The sequence below is a fragment of the Rhodanobacter terrae genome (genome assembly GCF_042657005.1).
Taxonomy (GTDB): domain Bacteria; phylum Pseudomonadota; class Gammaproteobacteria; order Xanthomonadales; family Rhodanobacteraceae; genus Rhodanobacter; species Rhodanobacter terrae.
Genome location: NZ_JBHSNG010000003.1, coordinates 19,816 through 40,932, shown reverse-complemented (window position 1 = coordinate 40,932; position 21,117 = coordinate 19,816). Strand labels below are relative to the sequence as shown.

Annotated in this window: 15 protein-coding genes; 10 read left to right on the top strand and 5 right to left on the bottom strand. The window is 64.5% G+C overall.

Annotated elements, in window-relative coordinates; all coding sequences use genetic code 11:
* Positions 1-283: 283 nt before the first annotated feature.
* The 3 genes from ACFPPB_RS03760 to ACFPPB_RS03750 are packed head-to-tail and all read right to left on the bottom strand — an operon-like array spanning position 284 to position 6,166.
* On the bottom strand, positions 284-3,409 hold the full coding sequence (locus ACFPPB_RS03760; protein ID WP_377324557.1) for an efflux RND transporter permease subunit: 3,126 nt from the start codon (positions 3,407-3,409) through the stop codon (positions 284-286).
* Positions 3,406-4,572, bottom strand: coding sequence for an efflux RND transporter periplasmic adaptor subunit (locus ACFPPB_RS03755; RefSeq protein ID WP_377324555.1), 1,167 nt, complete (start codon positions 4,570-4,572; stop codon positions 3,406-3,408). Before ACFPPB_RS03755 ends, ACFPPB_RS03760 begins: the two co-directional genes overlap by 4 nt.
* Positions 4,562-6,166, bottom strand: a complete 1,605-nt coding sequence (locus ACFPPB_RS03750; RefSeq protein ID WP_377324553.1) for an efflux transporter outer membrane subunit — start codon at positions 6,164-6,166, stop codon at positions 4,562-4,564. The genes ACFPPB_RS03755 and ACFPPB_RS03750 overlap by 11 nt, the downstream gene beginning before the upstream one ends.
* A gap of 169 nt (positions 6,167-6,335) precedes the next feature.
* Here ACFPPB_RS03750 and ACFPPB_RS03745 point away from each other — a divergent pair, with 169 nt between their 5' ends.
* The 7 genes from ACFPPB_RS03745 to ACFPPB_RS03715 all read left to right on the top strand — a co-directional run bounded on the left by ACFPPB_RS03745 (position 6,336) and on the right by ACFPPB_RS03715 (position 11,509).
* Entirely contained in the window at positions 6,336-6,635 is a 300-nt protein-coding gene (locus ACFPPB_RS03745; RefSeq protein ID WP_377324551.1) for a 2-hydroxyacyl-CoA dehydratase, read from the top strand.
* 153 nt (positions 6,636-6,788) lie between these two features.
* Positions 6,789-7,130 (top strand): ArsR/SmtB family transcription factor, encoded by a 342-nt coding sequence (locus ACFPPB_RS03740; RefSeq protein ID WP_377324549.1) that lies wholly within the window; start codon positions 6,789-6,791, stop codon positions 7,128-7,130.
* The gene (locus tag ACFPPB_RS03735; protein WP_377324547.1) at positions 7,127-7,591 is read left to right on the top strand and encodes an ArsI/CadI family heavy metal resistance metalloenzyme; all 465 of its coding nucleotides are present in this window, start codon (positions 7,127-7,129) and stop codon (positions 7,589-7,591) included. Before ACFPPB_RS03740 ends, ACFPPB_RS03735 begins: the two co-directional genes overlap by 4 nt.
* Before the next feature lie 7 nt (positions 7,592-7,598).
* Entirely contained in the window at positions 7,599-8,108 is a 510-nt protein-coding gene (locus ACFPPB_RS03730; RefSeq protein ID WP_377324545.1) for an arsenate reductase ArsC, read from the top strand.
* Positions 8,098-9,177 (top strand): ACR3 family arsenite efflux transporter, encoded by a 1,080-nt coding sequence (arsB, locus tag ACFPPB_RS03725; RefSeq protein ID WP_377324543.1) that lies wholly within the window; start codon positions 8,098-8,100, stop codon positions 9,175-9,177. The genes ACFPPB_RS03730 and arsB overlap by 11 nt, the downstream gene beginning before the upstream one ends.
* A gap of 111 nt (positions 9,178-9,288) precedes the next feature.
* Positions 9,289-9,717 carry a PepSY domain-containing protein gene (locus ACFPPB_RS03720; protein WP_377324541.1) on the top strand — a complete coding sequence of 143 codons (429 nt, stop codon included), beginning with the start codon at positions 9,289-9,291 and terminating at the stop codon, positions 9,715-9,717.
* A 136-nt stretch (positions 9,718-9,853) separates the two neighbouring features.
* Entirely contained in the window at positions 9,854-11,509 is a 1,656-nt protein-coding gene (locus tag ACFPPB_RS03715; RefSeq protein ID WP_377324539.1) for a M28 family metallopeptidase, read from the top strand.
* 301 nt (positions 11,510-11,810) lie between these two features.
* On the opposite strand, the gene ACFPPB_RS03710 is transcribed toward ACFPPB_RS03715, so the two are convergent.
* Both ACFPPB_RS03710 and ACFPPB_RS03705 read right to left on the bottom strand, forming a co-directional pair.
* Complete coding sequence (locus ACFPPB_RS03710; RefSeq protein ID WP_377324537.1) at positions 11,811-12,812, bottom strand: alpha/beta hydrolase; 1,002 nt, start codon at positions 12,810-12,812, stop codon at positions 11,811-11,813.
* A 17-nt stretch (positions 12,813-12,829) separates the two neighbouring features.
* Entirely contained in the window at positions 12,830-14,452 is a 1,623-nt protein-coding gene (locus ACFPPB_RS03705; protein WP_377324535.1) for an alpha-glucosidase family protein, read from the bottom strand.
* Between the two features lie 478 nt (positions 14,453-14,930).
* Between ACFPPB_RS03705 and ACFPPB_RS03700 the strand changes: the two genes are divergently transcribed.
* The 3 genes from ACFPPB_RS03700 to ACFPPB_RS03690 all read left to right on the top strand — a co-directional run bounded on the left by ACFPPB_RS03700 (position 14,931) and on the right by ACFPPB_RS03690 (position 21,084).
* Complete coding sequence (locus ACFPPB_RS03700) at positions 14,931-17,864, top strand: TonB-dependent receptor (protein ID WP_377324533.1); 2,934 nt, start codon at positions 14,931-14,933, stop codon at positions 17,862-17,864.
* A 126-nt stretch (positions 17,865-17,990) separates the two neighbouring features.
* Complete coding sequence (locus tag ACFPPB_RS03695; protein ID WP_377324531.1) at positions 17,991-19,502, top strand: tryptophan halogenase family protein; 1,512 nt, start codon at positions 17,991-17,993, stop codon at positions 19,500-19,502.
* A gap of 34 nt (positions 19,503-19,536) precedes the next feature.
* Positions 19,537-21,084 (top strand): alpha-amylase family glycosyl hydrolase, encoded by a 1,548-nt coding sequence (locus ACFPPB_RS03690; protein ID WP_377324529.1) that lies wholly within the window; start codon positions 19,537-19,539, stop codon positions 21,082-21,084.
* Positions 21,085-21,117 lie beyond the last annotated feature (33 nt).

Here is a 21,117-nt window from a genome sequence, read left to right as displayed (position 1 = left end):
CGGTGCCCCTCGATGATCAGACGTCCTTACGGCGAGAACGATTGGGGATCATGCTTCGTTTGCGATCATGCCTGCGAAATCGCATCGAAACTGCGAACCCACACACGAACCGAGCCGACCCGAGATATCCCCCCTTCTAGATAGTCCTACACCGGCGCCTCCGCTGCAATGCTCCAACCCCGCATGCAAGGGGCGATCCAGGACCCGCACGGCGCCGGAGCGGCCCGAAAGACGGAACTGGCGAACCACCGCCGGAACCGGCAACTCGCCGACGGCGACTGCGTCATACCTCCAAACGGTCGTCCGGCCGCGCCACCAGCGCATACAGCGCGGGCATCAGGAAGATGCTGATCAACAGCCGGGTGAACAGGCCGCTGACGATGACCAGCGCGAACGGCCGCTGGGTATCGGTGCCTACACCGGTGGCCATGGCCGCGGGCAGCAGGCCCAGTGCCGCGACCAGCGCGGTCATCATGATCGGGCGCAGACGGAGGATCGCCGCTTCGCGGATGGCCCCATCCAGGGTGCCGCCGCCGCGCCGAAGTTCGTTGACGTAGGAAATGTAGACGACGGCCGTCTGCACCGAGACGCCGAACAGGGCGAGAAAGCCGATGCCGGAGGAAACCGAGAATGGCGTGCCGGTGAGCCACAGCGCCACGATGCCACCCACCGGAGCCGACAGCAGCACGCCGAGCACGGTGATGAACGGGAACTTGAAATTGTTGTAGAGGGTGAACAGCAGCAGGAAGATCAGCGACAAGGTCAACGGCAGGATCACATTCAGCTGCGCGCGCGATGCCGTGTATTCGGAGTATTCGCCGCCCCAGTCCAGGCGGTAGCCCTGCGGCAGGCCGACCTTCTTGTTGACCTGCGCGATGGCATCCTCCACCGCGCCGGCCAGATCGCGTCCCTCCACCGAAAACTGCACGCCGATGTAGCGTGAATTGTCCTGGCGGTAGATGAATGAGGCGCCGTTGATCACACGAATATCCGCCAGCTCCTTGAGCGGAATCTGCTGCCCGGCCGGCGTAGCTACCAGGATGTTGCCGATTTCCTCGGGATCGTTCCGGTACTGGCGTTCGAGCCGCACGACGAGGTCGAACTGCTTTTCCTGCTGCACCACCTGGGTCGCCACGTCGCCGCCGATGGCGGTCGTGATCAACCCGTTGATGTCGGCGACGTTCAAGCCGTAGCGTGCAATCGCGGCGCGGTTGATCTTGATGCTGAGGCTGGGCTGCCCAAGCTCCTTTACCAGGGTCACGTCGCGGATGCCGCGCACGTTTTCCAGCACCTTCTTGATCGCCTTGCCCTTTTGCTGGAGCGTGCCCAGATCAGGGCCGAACACCTTGACGGCCAGCGCACTTTTCAGACCCGTCTCGGCCTCGTCCACCGCGTCCTCGGCTGGCTGGGTGTAATTGAAGATGATGCCCGGAAAGGTCTGCAGTTTCTTGTTGATCGCCTCGATCAACTCGGACTTGGTGCGATAGCTGCCGGTCCATTGCGAGTACGGCTTGAGACCCACGTAGAACTCGGCATTGAAGAAACCCGTCGAATCCGTACCGTCGTCGGGCCGGCCGTGTTCAGAGGCAACCGTGGTGACTTCGGGGAACGAACTCAGGATCTCGCGTATCTTGGGCACGATCTTCGCCGACTCGTCGAACGAAATGGTGTAGGGCATGGTGGCGCGCACCCACAACGCGCCTTCATCCAGTTGCGGCATGAACTCGGCGCCGATGCGCGGGATCAGCAGCAGGGAACCGACCAGCAGGATGGCCGAGGCGAACGTCGTCCCCCACTTGTGGGCCAGGCAGAAATCGAGGCCCTTGATGTAGACCGATTTGATCGCCTCGAAAACGCCGTTACGCCGCTCGCGCACGCCCTTGCGCATCAGCCACGCGCACAGCACCGGCAACAGCGTCAGCGTGACGATCAGCGAACCGACCAGCGCGAACACCATCGTGTCCGCCATCGGCTTGAACAACGTCCCCGAAGGCCCGGACAGGACATAGATCGGCAGAAAACTGACCACGATCACCGCGACGGCGTAGAAGATCGGGCGATCCACTTCCGCTGCCGCATCGACGATGATTTCCCGGATGTTGAGCGGCGTGCCCTTGCGCTCGGCGAGCTGGCGGAAAATGTTTTCCACCATCACCACCGCGCCGTCGACCAGGATGCCGAAGTCCACCGCGCCGATGGAAAGCAGGTTGGCCGAGGCGTTCTGCAGGTCGAGGCATACGAATGCGAACAGCAAGGCCAGCGGAATGGTGGTGGCGACGATCAGGCCCGCGCGGAAATCGTAGAGAAAGAAAATCAGGATCACGACGACCAGGAACATGCCGCGCAGCAAGTTCTGCTCGACGATCTGGGTCGTCACGGCGACCAGGTCGCTGCGGTCGTAGAACGGATGGATCTTGACGTCCTTGGGCAGCACGTGATCGTTGAGTTCCTTGGTCTTTGCCTCGACCCGCCGCAGGACGTCCTGGGTTTTCTCGCCGGTGCGCAGGAAGATCACGCCCTCCACCGCGTCGTCCTGTTTCTCGAATCCGAATTCGCCCAGCCGTGGAGCAATGCCGATGACCACGCGGCCGACGTCCTTCAACAACACCGGGATGCCGTCATGCACGGCCAGCACCACATTGCCAATGTCCTCCAGCGTGCTCAGCCGCCCCTCGCCGCGCACGTAGTAGAACTGGCCCCCTTGCGAATAGAAGCCGCCACCGGCGTTGCCGTTGTTGGCCGCCAGCGCTGCCTCCACCTGCGTGGCGGACAGGCCGACCCCGGCGAGCTTCGCCTGATCGAGCAGCACCTGGTACTGCATGGTGCCGCCACCGAAACCCGAATCATCCGCCACGCCGGGGACGGATCTGTACTGGGGTTCAATGGTCCAGTCCTCGAGCGTCTTCAGCTCCATCGGCGAACGGTCGGAGCTTTGCAGCACGTAGCGATAGATCAAGCCCGAAGGCGACGCCAGCGGCGATACCGATGGCGTCACGCCGCCAGGCAGACTGAGGTCGCCAAGCCGGTTGAAAACTTCCTGTCGGGCGAAGTTTTTGTCGGTGCCGTTCTGGAACGTGATGACGACGTGGGAAAGCCCGTACAGCGAGACGGAGCGCGTATTGGCCGTCTTCGGTATGCCATTCATGCCGAGCTCGACCGGCACGGTGATCAGGCGCTCCACTTCCTCGGCGGCGTGCCCGGGCCACTGGGTGACCAGCTCCACGCTGGGCGGCGAGAGGTCGGGATAGGCATCCACCGGCAGGCGCTGCAGCGAGCGCGTGCCGGCGCCGGTCAGCACCAGCGTGAGCAGGATGACCAGGAAGGGCTGAACCAGAGACGTGGAGACGATCCGGTTCATGATCGAAGCCGTGCGCGACGGCGGCTCGCTGGAAGGCAGTTGGTCACTCATTGGCTTTGCATGAACTGTACGAAGATGCCGCCATCGACCACGATCCGGTCGCCCGCCTTGAGCCCGTCGGCAATCTCGTAGCGGTCGCCGACGCGATAGCCCAGGGTCACATGCCGCCGCGCAAAGCTGCCGTCGCGCTGTGAGGCGTAGATGAACGGCAGGTTCTCGTCATCGCGCAGGATCGCCGATACCGGCACCAGCAATCCGCTGTTCCGCTGCCGCGAATGGATGCGCACACGGACATACATCTGCTTCTTCAGGAAATCGCCCGGGTTGTCGACGACCACCCGGGCCACCATCGCGCGCGTATCGGGGTTCACCAGCGCCGATATGTTGGTCACCGTGCCGGAAATATTTTTCGATGCGATGCCTGTCACCACGTCCGCCGGATCGCCAACGCTGACCGACGCCAGCTCCGAACCGGAAACCTGCGCCATCACCCAGACCCGCGAAAGATCGGCCACGGTGAAGCACGGTGTGGTGCCCGCCTGCAGGAGCTGGCCGGGAGTGATCAGCTTTTCCACCACGGTTCCGGTGATCGGCGAACGGATCGTGCCCTCGACGCGCGATACCGGCCGGCCGGCCTGGATGTCCTTGATCGTCTTGGGGTCGACATTCAGCGAAACCAGCGCCTGCAGCGCGGCGTCGCGGTCCGCCTCCGCATTGATCGCGTCGGTCTGCGCCTGCTGCTGCTCGCGCTGGGAAACACCGTCGTGCGTGGCTAGATCCTTGTCCGCATCGGCAAGCCGGCGAGCGTTGCTCGCGGTGGCGAGCGCCTTGCTGTAAGCGCTGGTGGCCGCCGCAAAATCAGCCGACTCCACCACGGCCAGCGGGTCGCCCTTCTTCACCTTGTCGCCGGGCGAGACCAGCAGCCGCGACACCGGGCCGGAGAACGGCGCCAGCACGCTGGTGGCCTGATCGTTGTCGAAATCCACAGTACCCGTGGTCTCGACCGTCTCGCTGAACATTGACGGCGCCACGGTATAGAGATGGATGTGCTGGCGCTGGGCGGCGGTCAGCGTCACGTTGCTGGCCGTTACTGCAGCCGCCTGTACGCTTTCGTCAGGCTTGGACGAACAGCCGCTGCACAACGTCGCCACTGTGAGGCAGGTAGCGGCAAGAGCGCGCGGGAATCTGCCCCGGCGTATGGATTCACTTTTCATTTTCAGCCTTCATTGAATCGGCTTTGGCCGGATCAGCCCGATCTGATTCCGCGCGATGCCACCAGCCGCCACCGAGTGCCTGGAACAAGGCGGCGGTGTCGGCGTAACGATTGGCCTGCGCCTGCACCAGCGCGATCTGCGCCTGCTGGTCGGCCTGCTCGGCACTCAATAGCGAGAGGTAGCTGGCGTAGCCGTCCTTCCATTGACGCTGCGACAGGTCCAGCGTGACCTTGGCGGCATCGGCGGCGGTTGCCGCCGCTTTCAGGCCTTCCGCGTCCTGCTCGAGCGCGGTCAAGGTGTCTGCAACGTTCTGGAATGCGGTGAGGACCGTGCTGCGATATTGTTCGGCCGCCTGCACATAGGCGGCCTTCGCGGCGCGCTGCTGATGCAGCAGCGTGCCACCCTGAAAAATCGGCGCCGTCGCGGCCGCACCCAGATTCCAGAAACCCGTACCCGACTTGAACAGCTGACCGATCGCCAGCGCCGTGCTGCCGGCGTTCGCAGTCAACGAGATATTCGGCAACCGGTTCGCCGTGGCGATGCCGACCTGCGCGCTGGCGGCATGCATGCTGGCCTCGGCCTGCAGCACATCCGGACGCTGCGCCACCAGCTGCGACGGAAGGCTCAGCGGCAGTTCGCGGGGCAGCTGCAAATCCGCGAGCTCGAAGTTTTCAGCCGGAGCCTGACCTGGAAACCGGCCAGACAGGACGGCAAGCAGGTGGTCCTGCTGACCCAGCTGCTTGACCAGTGCCGGCAGCGTGGCATTGACTTGCGCGAGCTGCGACTCCTGCGCGGCGACATCCAGCCGGCCGACGTAACCCTTGGCCAGCTGGTAACGCAATATCCGCAGCATGTGACTGTTGATGTCGATCAACTTGTGCGTGGCGTCGATCTGTGCCCGCAGCGATGCCTGCTGGACAGCGGCGGCCACCACATTCGCGCTCAACGTGATTTGCGCCGCGATCGTCTGGTAGCGAACGGACTGCTCCTGCGCCTTCAGCGACTCCACCGTGCGACGGTTCAGTCCGAACACATCGGGTACATACGACACGCTGACTTGCGGAGTGAACAGGTTGTACAGAAAGGCGTTGTTGCTGGGCACCGGTGCGAGCGCACCGGGCGGATCCTGCTGGCGGCTGGCCGAAAATCCTGCCGTGACGCTGGGATAGTAGGCACCCCGCCCCGCCAGCGTATTTTCCCTGGCCACCGCCAACGCCGCCTGCGCGGCCTTGAGGTCGTGGTTGCTGGCGAGCGATTGTTCGATCAGCGCATTCAGCTGCCGGGAATGAAACAAGGTCCACCAGTCGCCTGGTATATCGCCGCGCTTGTCGAAGCGCTGGGCTTCTCCACCGGCGACGTTCGCGCTGCTGGCCGTGGTCGAAAGCGGATGCGCGGTGTAACCGCCGACATCGGGCGCGGCAGGCTTCTTGAAGTCGGGACCGACGGCGCAGCCGGCAAGCAGCAGGCAAGCGGAAACCATGATGAAAAGCAGCGCGCGCGATGACGGTGCATGAACCCCGGGCGAAGTTTTCGCCATCGCCTCATCGATCGCTCCTCGGGTCTTGGCAGGCGCATCGACCCACGTCTTGTTCATGCGAGCGCTTCTTCGAGAATGAGGACACCGGATTGTAACGATATATCGTATCAATTGCAGACGGAAGCAGTGCCGAAGGTCATGGTTTCACCCGAGCCTCCCTCGATCGCTCCGCGGCACCGGAGCGACGTGCGAAAATCCTCCCACTCCTCGATGACCCGCGTAATCCATGAACTCCCAGAAATACGACTTCCGCCAGTTCCAGGAAGAGCTCGCCAGACTCGAACGCAAGGTGGAAAAGCAGCAACCGTCCAAACCGATGGGCAAGAAGGCGGTGGCGGCCCAGCGCATGGCAATGGCGCGCGAGGAATTCCTTGTGCTGCGCAAGCGGCATGACCTGACCGTGGCCGACGTCGTGGCTTTCTTTCCCGAAGAAGAAGGCATTGCCTACCTGCAGCAGCTCATCGCCGCGGCGCAGGCGAAGCCCCGGCGAACGCGCAAGACCACCGAAGCGCCCAATGCCGGCTGAGCGCCGGCGCGCCGCCCGGTCGGGTCGCGTTGCCCGGCCATCACCCGTTTCTCTGCTCTCTGCACAAATCACCTCGAGGACCTGATCCATGCCGCGACACTCGACCGGAAGTGCCTGCTTGACTCCGTTCAATATTTCCATAATTCTGGAAATATGAAATCAACAGATGCCCTCACCTGCCTCAGCGCACTCGCCCAGGAGCATCGCCTGAATCTGTATCGCCTGCTGGTGCAGGCCGGCGAAGAAGGCATGGCGGTGGGCGAACTGGCCGCGGCGACCGGGCTGGCCGGAGCGACATTGACCAATCACCTGCACATCCTGCGCCGGGCCGGCATGGTCGGCGACGAGCGGCGCGGGCGGGTGATCCAGTGCCGCGCGAACTATCCGCAGATGAACGCCCTGCTCGGCTTCCTTACCGAAAACTGCTGCGCAGGTTCGGCTGCCGCCGGTTGCGCGCCCGCCACGACATGCCAACCGGCGAGGAGAAAACGATGAAACGCTTCCACGTGCACGTGAACGTCGAGCAGCTCGACAGCAGCATCCGTTTCTACACGACATTGTTCGGCACGACGCCCAGCGTGATCAAGCCGGATTACGCGAAGTGGATGCTGGACGACCCGCGGGTCAACTTCGCGATCTCGCAGCGCGACCGCCGGAGCGGCGTGGATCATCTCGGCCTGCAGGCCGAAGACGCCGCCGAACTCGCCGCCATCGGCGCGCGGCTGCAGGCTGCCGGTGCCGTGGCCCTGGCAGAGAAAGGCATTACCTGTTGTTACGCGCATTCCGACAAGTTCTGGGCCGAAGATCCGCAAGGCATCCGCTGGGAAAGTTTCCACACGCACGGCGAAGCCACCAGCTACACCGACGCACCGAACGAAACCGGTACGTCGTGCTGCGGCCCGGCACCAGATGCCAAGCCCACCGCTGCATGCGGACCGAACGCGAACTGCTGCTGAGACGACCATGCGTACTCAATCGTACAACGTGCTGTTCCTGTGCACCGGCAACTCCGCACGCAGCGTGATGGCCGAAGCCTTGCTCAACGTGCTCGGCAAAGGCCGGTTCCGTGCGTACAGCGCCGGCAGCTTCCCCAGCGGCCAGGTGCAACCGATCGCCGCCGAACTGGCCCGCTCGGTCGGCTACACGGAGCCGCTGCGCAGCAAGAGCTGGGACGAATTCGCGCAAGCCGATTCGCCGTCGATCGACATGGTGATCACCGTCTGCGACAACGCCGCCGGCGAGATGTGCCCGATCTGGCCCGGCCATCCGATCACCGCGCATTGGGGCACACCCGATCCGGTGGCGGCCGACGGCGACGAGGAGGCGCGCCGGCGTGCGTTCCATTCGGCCTGGCTGATGTTGCGCCGGCGCGTCGATCTGTTGCTGGCGTTGCCGCTGGAAAAACTCGACCACCTGGCGACGCAGCGAGAAGTGCGCGCCATCGGCCAGACGGCAGCCAATCATGAAAAGTGAAGCCGTCGCGGCGGTGCCGTCGCCGCAGATCGGATTCTTCGCGCACTACCTTAGCGTGTGGGTCGCGTTGTGCATCGTCGCCGGCGTAGCGCTCGGCCATCTCTTTCCCGGCTTCTTCGCCATGCTGGCGGCGGCCGAGGTGCAGCACATCAACCTGCCGGTGGCCGCGCTGGTATGGCTGATGATCGTGCCCATGCTGCTCAAGGTCGATTTCGCGCAGCTCGCGGGCGTGCGACGCCAGATGCGCGGCATCGGCATCACCTTGCTGGTGAACTGGGCGATCAAGCCGTTCTCGATGGCGTTGCTGGGCTGGCTGTTCATCCGGCACGTGTTCGCCGCCTGGCTGCCGGCGGGGCAGCACGATGCGTATATCGCAGGATTGATCCTGCTGGCGGCCGCACCGTGCACGGCGATGGTGTTCGTGTGGTCGCGCCTGTGCGGTGGCGAGCCGAATTTCACGCTGGCGCAGGTGGCGCTCAACGACAGCATCATGGTGGTCGCGTTCGCGCCGATCGTGGCGTTGCTGCTGGGTGTGGCGTCGATCCGTGTACCGTGGGGCACGTTGCTGCTGTCGGTGCTGCTGTACATCGTGGTACCAGTGATCGCGGCACAGCTGTGGCGCGGATGGCTGCTACGGCGTCGCGGACAAGTGGCGCTCGATACGGCGCTGCGCCGCATCGATCCCTGGTCGACCGCCGCCCTGCTCGCCACGCTGATCCTGCTGTTCGGTTTTCAGGGCGAGGCGATCCTGGCGCAGCCGCTGATCATCGCGCTGCTGGCCGTGCCCATCGTCATCCAGGTGTATCTCAATGCAGGCATCGCCTACGGCCTGAGCCGCTGGCTGAAGGTGCCGCACTGCGTGGCCGGACCCTCCGCACTGATCGGCGCCAGCAACTTCTTCGAACTGGCGGTGGCGGCAGCCATCAGCATCTTCGGACTGCGCTCGGGCGCGGCGCTGGCCACCGTGGTCGGCGTGCTGGTTGAAGTGCCGGTGATGTTGTCGGTAGTGCGCATCGTCAACCACACCGGACACTGGTTCGACGAGCAACCGGCGCCGGTGCGCAGCTGACATACCGCGCGGTCGATGTCAGCCACGATTCAGTCTCATCGCGGGGATTCACCGCACGTTTGCATGATGCGGCGAAGACTCGGGTTTCCTGCGAGCAATGAGGTACGGTCCATGAACAAGATCCCCGCACTGACTTTCGCCCTGACGCTTGGCGCGCTCTCGCTTCCCGGCATCGCCATGGCACAACAGCAGGCGATGACCGAACCGCAGGTGCAAAGCGAGCTCACCGCACAGGGCTATATCAAGGTCCACGAGTTGAAGTTCAAGGACGGCATGTGGCGTGCAGAGGCCAGGAGCGCCAACGGCGACAGAGTGGATCTGCGCATCGACGCCAAGACCGGCCAGGTCTATCCGGACAAGCTGGTTTCGAAACTGAGCAGGCAGGACGTACGCGCGGCACTGGAGTCCCAGGGCTATACCCATGTGCATGATGTGGACTTCGACGATGGCATCTGGAAGGCCAAGGCCCACAATCCGTCCGGCAACAAGGTCAAACTCAGGATCGACGCCGACACCGGCAAGGTGATCGGCATCGACTGATGCAGGCAAGTCGCTGACACAGGCAAGTCGGACGGCAAAACCGTCGGCGCGCCATCACTTGCCGGCCGCCGGTGGATGGACCGGACACCCGATGCTCACTTAGTATCGGAGTACCCCATCCCCGGTCGGTGACTCCGTGAAACGATTGCTACTCTGCACCTTGCTCGCGGCCGCGTGCCATGTCGCGCTGGCCGCCGGCACTACGCTCACCTTCAGTACCGGGCGGCTGTCCGCCGAGGTCCGGACATTGTCCTCGGATGCGTTCGAAGGCCGCGGCCCGGCCACGCCGGCCGAGACAAAAACCATCGATTACGTAGTGGCACAGATGAAAGCCGCGGGATTGCAGCCCGGCGGCGACCTGAAAGACGGCAAGCGAGCATGGACTCAGGCCGTGCCCTTGTTGCGTAGCCAGATCATCGGCACGCCGACGCTGATCCTCGACCTCGGCGGCAAGAGCGAAGCATTGAGCCAGGGTGAACAGATCGCCATGCGCGCGCCCATGGACGGCTCGACCATGGTGGCGATCGCGAACGCGCCGCTGGTGTTCGTGGGCTACGGCGTGAAGGCGCCCGAGCGCAAGTGGGACGACTTCAAGGGCATCGATCTGCATGGCAAGATCGCGGTGGTGCTGGTCAACGATCCGGACTTCGAGACCGGCAAGGGCGACTTCGGCGGCAAGGCGATGACCTACTACGGCCGCTGGACCTACAAATACGAGGAGGCCGCCCGGCAGGGCGCGCTGGGCACGCTGGTGGTGCACGAAACCGCGCCGGCCTCGTACGGCTGGGCCACGGTGAAGAACTCCAACACCAACGCCATGTTCGACATCGTGCGCGACAATCCATCCGCGGTGCATCCGAAGCTGGAGGGCTGGATCCAGCGCGATCTGGCGATGCAGATGTTCAAGCACGCGGGTCTGGATTTCGATGCCTTGAAGAAGCAGGCGCAGACGCGCGAATTCAAGCCGGTGATATTGAAAGGCGAGAGTCTGTCGGCCAGTTTCAAGGTCGATACGAGCGTAGTCACGTCACACAACATCGTCGGCCGCATCGAAGGCAGCAAGCGCCCGGACGAGACCGTGATCTACAGCGCGCACTGGGATCATCTTGGCATCGGCGCGCCCGACGCAAGAGGCGACCGCATCTACAACGGCGCGGTCGACAACGCCACCGGCACCGCTGCGCTGATCGAAATGGCCCGGGCGTTCGCGCAGGGATCGCGGCCCGAACGTTCGGTGGTATTCCTCAATGTCACCGCCGAGGAAAAAGGCCTGCTCGGCTCCGAATACTACGCGTCGAAACCGCTGTATCCGCTGGCGAAGACCGCCGGCGTGATCAACGTGGACGCGCTCGATCCGCACGGGCCCGCCCGCAACTTCACCATCTCCGGCATTGCCAGGCTCGGTTTGCTGGACGACCTGATCGCGGACGCGAAAACCTATGGCATGACCTACACGCCTGACCCGAGGCCGGAGGCCGGCAGCTTCTTCCGTTCGGATCATTTCTCGTTCGCCAAGCGCGGCGTGCCGGCGATCTCGTTCGAATCGGGCAACGACTGGATCGACGGCGGACTTGCCGCCGGCAAAGCCGCGGAAGACGACTACATCGCCAAGCACTATCACCAGCCCTCCGACGAGTGGCAGGCCAGCTGGCCGTTCACCGGCATGGCTCGCGATCTGCAGCTGCTCTACACGGTAGGCGGCGATCTGGCGAATTCCGATGCGTGGCCGAACTGGAACGCGGATTCGGAATTCTGCGGCATTCGCGACAAGACGGCGGCCGAACGGCGATAGGCCCCGCGCATTTTTGTAGGAGCCCGCTAGCGGGCGATACCCTCAGCTTCGATGGTTGCGTGGCAGGATTCAGAGCAAGAGCATCGCCCGCGCGCGGGCTCCTACAACAGCGCAATCTAGTCGACGGGACGGCTGCCATAGGCCCCACGGCAAAAAGGAGGGCAGCTCCCGCCTCCATGAAGCAGACCGCCCGCGTTTCTGTAGGAGCCCGCTAGCGGGCGATACCCTCAGCTTCGATGGTCGCGTGGCAGGATTCAGAGCAAGAGCATCGCCCGCGCGCGGGCTCCTGCAACAGCGCAATCTAGTCGACGGGACGGCTGCCATAGGCCCACCGCAAAAAGGGCGGCAGCATCTGCTTCCATGACGCCTGGTTGTGTACGCCGCCCTGCAGCAGGAACAGCGACGCATCTGCGCGCCGCGACGGATGCTTCGCGTAATCCATGTCGACCGAATAGCCGAGCTGCTTCAGGCCGCGGACCTGGAAACCATCGGCGCCGCGATAGCCTTCGATCACGTCCTGCGCGTCGTCGACGGTGTCGTTGATGTCGTCGCCATCGCGATCCTTGGCCTCCTCCGCCGTACCCACCGCAAACCACATCTTCAGGCCGGCGCGCTTGCCGCCACGGTCGACCATCGCCTGCGCCAGCCGCGTGTGCTGCACCGCCGTGGCGCTCGTGCGGTCCGCCGCCAGCCAGAACGAGGGCGAGAATGCGCCGACCCGGCCGAACACGTCCGGATACTGCCAGCCGAGATTGAACGCGTTCAGTGCGCCCAGCGACCAGCCCAGCATGGTGCGTTCGCGCGCGACTTTGCGCGTGCGGTAGTGCGCGTCGACGTACGGCACCAGCGCACCGGCGACCCAGGCGGAATAGTCCTGCGCCCGCGTGCCGATCGGACCGATCGGCGAGCCGCCGACGAGACTGCGCGAGGCGGCACGGTCAGACAGGCCGTATGCGGCGGCGCGATCGGCCAGCATGTCGATCGCGACCACGATGACCGGCTCGATCGCATGCACCCGGTAGAGTCGCGCCAGCGTCGGCCGCAGGCCCACCGCGGCCATGTCCTGGCCGTCATTCGCATACAGCACCGGATAGCGGCGGCTGGTCTGGTCGTAGCCCGGCGGCAGGTAGATGTCGACTTTTATCTTTTCCGGCGCAAACGCCGGCGCATCGAGCTGCAGACGTACCACCGTGCTTTCGAAGATCTGCGCATGCGATGCTTTCGATGCCGCAGCTGGGGGACAGATGCCGCCGCCCAACAGCATGCCCAACAGCACGCATGCCGCGGGTCGGTGGCGAACCACGCGACGCGCCGGGTTCATTACTTCACGCTGGCGAACCATACGCCATAGCCGGGCAGCTGCAGCTCGTCGCCATCGAAATGTCCCTGCAGCAAACCATGGCCGTCCAGTCGATGCGGCACGCCGAGCATCGCGGGCAAGCGGACGTCGACAGCGGCATCGGCCAGATTGAACACGACCAGCGTGGTCTGCCCGTCGAATCGGCGAGTGAACGCCAATACCGGCTCGACAGTGTCGATGAATTCGATGTCGCCCCAGCGCAGTGCCGGCTGCGACTGGCGCCAGTGCATGAAGGTGCGGAAACCGTTCAGTACCGAATGCGGGTCGGCCTCCTGCCTGGTCACCGCCAGCGCGCGATGTTCCTGCGGCACCGGCAACCACGGCATGCCGTGGCTGAAACCGGCATGGGCCTGATCGTCGCTCCACGGCATCGGCGTGCGGCAGCCGTCGCGGCCCTTGAACTGCGGCCAGAACGCGATGCCATAAGGGTCCTGCAGCGATTCGTACGGCACCTCGGCCTCGGTCAGGCCAAGTTCCTCGCCTTGATAGACGCACACCGAACCGCGCAGCGAACAGACCATCGCCGTGAGCAGGTTGGCCAGCTGGGTCGAGGACCGGCCCTTGCCCCAGCGCGTCAGCACGCGCTCGACGTCGTGGTTGGAGATGGCCCAGCACGGCCAGCCTTCGGTCATCTGCGCTTCCAGCGCCTGCACCGTGCCGCGGATGTGGGCGGCGCTGAAATCGTCGGTCAGCAGCTCGAAGCTGTAGCCCATGTGCAGTCGGCCATGCCGGGTGTATTCGGCCATCGTGGCCAGCGAATCCTCGGAGGAAATCTCGCCCAGCGCGGCCACATCCCGATAGCGGTCCATCAACGTGCGCAGCTCGGCGAGAAACCCCAGGTTTTCGGGCCTCGTGTTGTTGTAGTAGTGGTACTGGAACGCGTAAGGGTTGTCCGGGCTGAAACCGCGGCCGACCCGTTTCTCTTTCGGCTTGGGCGGGTTGTCGCGCAACTCGCGGTCGTGGAAGCAGAAGTTGATCGCATCCAGCCGCACGCCGTCCACGCCCTTGTCCAGCCAGAAGCGCACGCTGTCGAGAATCGCCGCGCGTACTTCGGGATGATGGAAATTCAGATCCGGCTGCGAGATCAGGAAATTGTGCAGGTAGTACTGCCCGCGCCGCGGCTCCCACTGCCAGGCCGAACCGCCGAACAGCGACAGCCAGTTGTTCGGTGCGCTGCCGTCGTCCTTCGCATCGGCCCACACGTACCAGTCGGCCTTCGGGTTGTCGCGACTCTCGCGACTTTCCTTGAACCAGTGATGTTCGATCGAGGTATGGCTGAGCACCTGGTCGATCATCACCTTGAGGCCGATATCGTGCGCCTTGGCCAGCAGGCGATCGAAATCCGCCAGCGTGCCGAACAAGGGATCGACGTCCCGGTAGTCGGCGATGTCGTAGCCGAAATCGGCCATCGGGGACTTGAAGAACGGCGCGATCCAGATCGCGTCGACGCCCAGACTGGCCACGTAGTCGAGCCGCTCGATGATGCCCGGCAGATCGCCCACGCCGTTGCCGTCGGTGTCCAGGAAGCTGCGTGGATAAATCTGGTAGGTGACGGCTCCGCGCCACCAGGGTGCATCACTCATTCGCATGTCCCTTAAGTTCTTTCCCGAGTCTAAGCGACACGCCCAAGGCGGTGCTTTCGCAGCTTGTGGGGGAGCTTACCGGCTGCATAAGGGTGCCGCGGTGACTGTGCATACGTATTCATGGGCGACGGATATCGCATTGCAGCATACAGAGGGAATGCGCGTTTGGACGTCCATATGAAAATCCGCTGGAGGGCGCGCAATGGCTTCTGATGCTGGCGTCGGCGACTGTCCGGCATATCGGGACCTGCGTGCTCGATGTGCCTTGGGCGAGATCGCCAGGCGCATGTTTGCGATGCAAAGCAGCAGAATGAATACGTATGCACAAACCGCTTCGCCCGCAAAATGCGGCCCTACCATGCGGACACGCTGATGGAGTCTCTCTACCGGCGCACCTGCCGACGGTCGTCGCCGACGGAAGCGCGGGGAAACTCAAAAATCAAGATTTGCGGCGGCACTTTTCGTGGGAGGGGAAGACATGGTTTTGAAACACAACGTGCTGGCCGTGGCAATCGCATCCATCTGTTTTGGACTTTGCACCGTCGCCCACGCCGGCAGCACGCCTGTGGGCAGCGCGCCGCAGCAGGACACCCAGGCGCCGCCGTCCAAGGACGACAAGGCCGGTACCAAGAAGGCCAGCACCAACAAGCAGCAGCAGCTCGATGCCAAGAAGCTGCAGGCAGTCCAAGTCAGCGGCTTCATCAGCAGCATCGAGAACTCCACCGCGCTCAAGCGCAATGCCAGCACCATCGTCGAGGCGGTGTCGGCCGAGCAGGTCGGCAAGCTGCCTGGCGTGAGCATCGCCGACACCCTCGGCCGCCTGCCCGGCCTCGCCGTGCAGACCGTGGACGGCCGCCCGCAGGTACTGACCATCCATGGCCTGGGCCCCGACTTCTCCACCGCGCTGGTCAACGGCGGCCAGCAGGTCAGCACCTCCAACAACCGCGATGTGGAATTCGACCAGTACCCGTCGAGCTGGTTCGACAATGTGGTGGTGCACCTCAGCCCCGAAGCCGACCTGATCGGCCAGGGCCTGGCCGGCACCGTGGACATGCACACCATCCGCCCGCTGGACAAGTCCGGCCCCGAGGCGGCGGTGAACGCAAAGTACATCTGGAACAGCATGTCCCAGCTGGCCAACGGCTCGGGCGTTAGCAACTCGGGCCACAACCTCAACGGCGTGTGGGTGGACCAGTTCGCCAACCATACCGTGGGCGTGACCCTGGGCGTGGACCTGGAGGACAACCCCTCGCAGATCGAGCACCAGGGGCCGTGGGGCTACGCCACCGATGCGAACGGCGACGCCGTGATCGGCGGCTCGAAGAACTACGGCATCACCGACTCCCTGAAGCGCAACGGCCTGCTGGCCACCGTGCAGTGGCAGCCGAACGAGTTCTACACCGGCACCATCGACGTCACCTACGACAACTTCAAGGAAACCCAGCAGGCCAAGGGCATGGAGTTTCCGCTGTTCTACAGCTCAGCGCAGCTGCAGCCCGGCGGCGTGGTAGTGCCGGATCCCCACGTCAACGGCGGCGGCTTCGTGCAGAGCGGCACCTATGGCAACGTCAAGCCGGTGATCCGCAACGACTACAACAGCAACAGTGCCCGGGTCTACAACTTCAACTGGGACAACAAGTTCACCATCAACGAGAACTGGTCGGTGGATGCCGCCGCGAATTATTCGCGCGCCACCAGCCGCAAGGTCGAACTCGAAAGCTATTCCGGCACCGGCTACGGCTCTAGCGGCGGCGCACTCGACACCGTGGGCTTCCAAGAGCTCGGCAACGGCCTGCTCAACCTCAGCCCGTCGCTGAACTACACCCAGGGCGTGATGCTGACCGACCCGCAGGGTTGGGGCGGCGGCAACGACGTGGTGCAGGCCGGCTTCATCAACGCGCCGCGCACCGTCGACTACCTCGCCAACCTGCGCCTCTCGGTGGAGCGCAGCTTCGCCAGCGGCCCGTTCTCAAGCCTGGAGTTCGGCGTGAGCAACAGCCGCCGCAACAAGTCCTACCACATCGACCAGGCCTTCCTGACCCTTGGCGGCGGTACCCTCAGCGGCGGCAATGCCGTCAAGACCGCACCGATCCAGGGCGGCAGCAGCTGCGATCCGCTGTCGTGGATGGGCATCGGCCCGGAGCTCTGCTACAACCCGTTCGCCCTGATCGACAACGGCTCGCTGGTCAACGTGCCTACCTTCGGCTCCAATACCGGCACGCCGCCGAACTGGACGACGCATGAGAACGTCTTCACGCCGTACTTCCAGCTCAACATCGACACCAACCTCGGCGATGTCAGCCTGCGCGGCAACTTCGGCATGCAGGCGCAGCACACCGCGCAGCGTGCAACCGGCGAGCGCGTGGCGCCGGGCAGCGCCATCACCGGCAACGCGATCGAGTTGATCCCGGTAGCCGGCAGCACCAGCTACACCCGCTACCTGCCCAGCGCCAACCTGATCTTCGGCTTCACCGACCACGACGACCTGCGCTTCAGCGCCGCCCGCACCCTGTCCCGCCCGCGCATGGACCAGATGAACGCCGGCCTCGGGGTGAGCGGCAACGTCACTCTCCTGCAGAGCACCAACCCGAACCAGGCGTTCTTCAGCGCCTCGGGCGGCAACCCCAAGCTCACGCCCACCATGGCCGACAACTACAACGTCAGCTATGAACACTACTTCTCGGGTCCAGCGTCGGGCTTCCAGTGCAATTCGGCCGACCAGAAGAACTCGGATCTGTGCCGCAGCGGCGGCGGCGGCTACTTCTCGGTGTCGGGCTACTTCATCGATCTGCATGACTACATCAACCCGAACTCGTCCTTCCTGTACAACTTCAGCCCCTTCCTGCCATTCACCCTGACTCAGGCGCAGCTGGCCCAGCTGGGCACCCACTACGGCGTCGTCACCGGCCCGACCAATGACGGCCACGGCTACGTGAAAGGCATCCAGGGCACCTTGAACCTGCCGTTCAACCTGCTCACCCCGGTGCTCGACGGTTTCGGCACGATCCTCACCGCCAACCGTACCAAGAGCTCGCTGGTCTATGCCGGCAACTCCACGGCGATCACCGTGCCGGGCCTGTCCAAGTGGGTCGCCAACGGCACGCTGTACTACCAGCACGACGGCTTCGAGGCGCGCATCAGCGACAGCTACCGCTCCAACTTCCTGGGCGAGGTGTCGGGCATCAGCGCCACGCGCATCGAGCAGACGCTGAAGGGCGGCAACACCTACGACGCCCAGGTGAGCTACACGTTCGAAAGCGGCCGCTTCAAGGGCCTGACCCTGATCGCACAGGGCCAGAACCTGTCGAACAAGATCTTCACCACGTTCCAGAACAACGACCCTCGCCAGGTACAGACCTGGGAACGCTACGGTCGCACCTACTCGGTGGGCGCCTCGTACAAGTTCAAGTAAGTCGTATCGACCTTACCTCCCCAAGGTGCCCCGCTGTGCGTTTTCCGGCGGGGTTTTTTTTCATGATCCGCGCATCCGCAGCGACGGTGGCGCGGCAACTGAGGCAGGACGCCGAGGAGCGATGACATGAACGACCCCCGCATCCGCCGCGTCGTGATCGTGGGTGGCGGCACTGCCGGGTGGATGACGGCAGCCCTGCTCGCCCAGGCACTTGGTCCACAACGGGATATCCGGTTGATCGAGTCTAGCGAGATCGGCGTCGTCGGCGTAGGCGAGGCCACCATTCCGCAGATCCGCCACATCAACCGCTTCCTCGGCATCGACGAGGACGAGCTGCTGCGCGCCGTCCACGGCACTTACAAACTGGGCGTGCAGCTCAACGACTTTGGCCGCCTCGGCGATTCCTACCTGCATGCCTTCGGCGACATCGGCCTGCCGCTGGGTCTGGCGCCATTCCACCATTACTGGCTGCGCAGCCGGCGCGAGAACCCCAATGCGCCTGGGCTGTGGGCGTACTCGCTCAACGCAGCGGCCGCAGCCGAGAACCGCTTCGCGCCGCTGGAAACAGTACCGGACAGCCCGATCGGCGGCGTCCGCTACGCCTACCACTTCGATGCCTCGCGCTACGCCCAGTACCTGCGCGAACGCATCGCGCCGGGCGCGGTGCGGCGTACCGAGGGCAAGGTAGTAAACGTGCACCTGCGCGCAGGCGACGGCTTCATCGAATCGCTGCAACTGGACAACGGCGAGGTCGTCGAAGGCGACTTCTTCATCGATTGTTCCGGCTTCCGCGGCCTGCTGATCGAGGGCGCGCTGAACACCGGCTACGAGAACTGGCAGCACTGGCTGCCCTGCGACCGCGCGCTTGCGGTGCCCAGCGCCCCCGGCGGCCCGATGCGCCCGTACACCCAGGCCAGCGCGCGCACGGCCGGCTGGCAATGGCGCATCCCGTTGCGCCATCGCGTTGGCAACGGCCACGTGTATTGCAGCCGCTTCATCAGCGACGACGAAGCCGCCGCCCAGCTGCTGGAGAACCTGGAGACCGAAGCGCTGGACGATCCGCGCCCGTTGCGCTTCGTCACCGGCATGCGCCGGCAGGCGTGGAACCGCAACTGCCTCGCGCTGGGCCTGGCCGCCGGCTTCATGGAACCGCTGGAATCGACCAGCATCCATCTGGTGCAGTCGGGCATCAATCGCCTGCTGGCTATGTTCCCCGACCGCCATTGCGAGCGGCAGCTGGTCGACGAATACAACCGCCAGACCCGCTTCGAGTACGAGCGCGTACGCGATTTCCTGATCCTGCACTACAAGGCCACCGAGCGCACCGACACGCCGTTCTGGCAGCAATGCGGCGCGATGGAAATCCCGCCGTCGCTGGCGCGCCGCATCGAGTTGTTCCGCCGCACCGGCTTGATCTTCCGCGAGGCCGACGAGCTGTTCACCGAGACCGGCTGGTTGCAGGTTCTGCTGGGCCAGCACATCGAGCCGGAACGCCATAACCCGCTGGCCGACGCTCTGACTGCGGAGCAGTTGGACGGGTTCCTCGCCGACATCCGCTCCCTGGTCGGCCGCGCCAAGAACTCGCTGCCAGCGCACCACGAATTCGTGGCGCGTGCAGGCGGCAGCCTCGCCGCATGAGCGTCACGATCTTTCGCCGCAGCTGGAGCCAACCATGATCCGATGCATCGCTTCGTCACTGCTCTTCGCCCTGCTCGCGCTGGGCGGCTCCGCGCCGGCCGCGGCCGCACCCGCCGCCCCTGCCGCATCGGCACCCTCCGGCGTCTGGTACGAGATCTTCGTGCGCAGCTGGGCGGACAGCAATGGCGACGGCATCGGCGATCTCAACGGCGTCACCGCGAAGCTCGATTATCTGCAGTCGCTGGGCGTCAGCGGCATCTGGCTGATGCCGATCAATCCGTCGCCCAGCTATCACGGCTACGACATCACCGACTACTACGGCATCAATCCGCAATACGGCACGATGGCCGACTTCCAGCGCCTGCTGGACGAAGCGCACAAGCGCCATCTGAAGGTCATCATCGATCTGGTGATCAACCACACCAGCGATCAGCATCCCTGGTTCAAGGCCGCACGCGATCCCGCCAGCCCGTATCACGGCTGGTACAGCTGGGCCGGTCCGCACACCGACCTGCAGGAGCAGGACGCGGCCGGACCGCAGGCGTGGCACGCCATGGGCGCGGCGCATTACCTGGGCGACTTTTCCGGCGCCATGCCCGACCTCGACTACGACACTCCGGCCGTACGGCGGGAGATGATCAAGGTCGGCCAGTACTGGCTGAAGAAAGGCGTCGACGGTTTCCGCCTCGACGCCGCGCAGCACATCTACCTCGACTTCAAGGCGGATCTCGACAACCCCAAGACGCTGGCGAAGAACATCGCCTGGTGGTCCGAGTTCCGTCGCGGCATGAATGCGGTCGACCCCGCCGCCTACATCGTCGGCGAGGTGACCCGCGACTCGGCCGACCAGCTGGCGCCGTATTTCAAGCCGCTGGATGCGGCGTTCGATTTTCCGCTGGCGAAGCGGCTGATCGCCAGCGCCGGGAGCGAACGTGCCGGCGACCTCGCTGCGTGGATCGCGCATACCGATGCCGCCTATCGCAAGGTCGCCGGCAAGTCGGGCGTGGATGCACCGTTCCTCTCCAACCACGACCAGGACCGCGTGATGAGCCAGCTCGGCGGCAACCCGCAGCACATGCGCATGGCCGCCGCGATGCTGCTGACCCTGCCCGGCCAGCCGTTCGTCTACTACGGCGAGGAACTGGGCATGCGCGGGCGGAAGCCCGATCCCAATCTGCGCGAACCGATGCGCTGGAACCGCGCCACCGATGCACCAGGCGAAACCACCTGGGAGGCCTCGACCTCGCACGAGAGTCCGACGGTGTCGGTCGAGGCGGAGCAGGCCGACCCGGATTCGCTGCTGCATTACTACACGATGCTGATCCACTGGGGCAGTCGGCTCGGCGTGTTGCGGGACGGCACCTTCCATGCCTATGCCGCAGGCAACCCGCACCTCGCCGCATGGCAACTCGACGACGCCGGTAACCGGGTGCTGGTCGTGCACAACCTGTCCGGCCGGGCGCAGAACACGACGCTGGGTGATCGCCGTTTCCATGCCGTGCTGCTGCACAGCAGGCCCGGCGTCACGCTGCGGAACAACCGACTGCAGATGCCGCCCTACACTACGGCGATCCTGCAATGAACACTGAGGTGATGCGATGAAAAGTTCAGCACG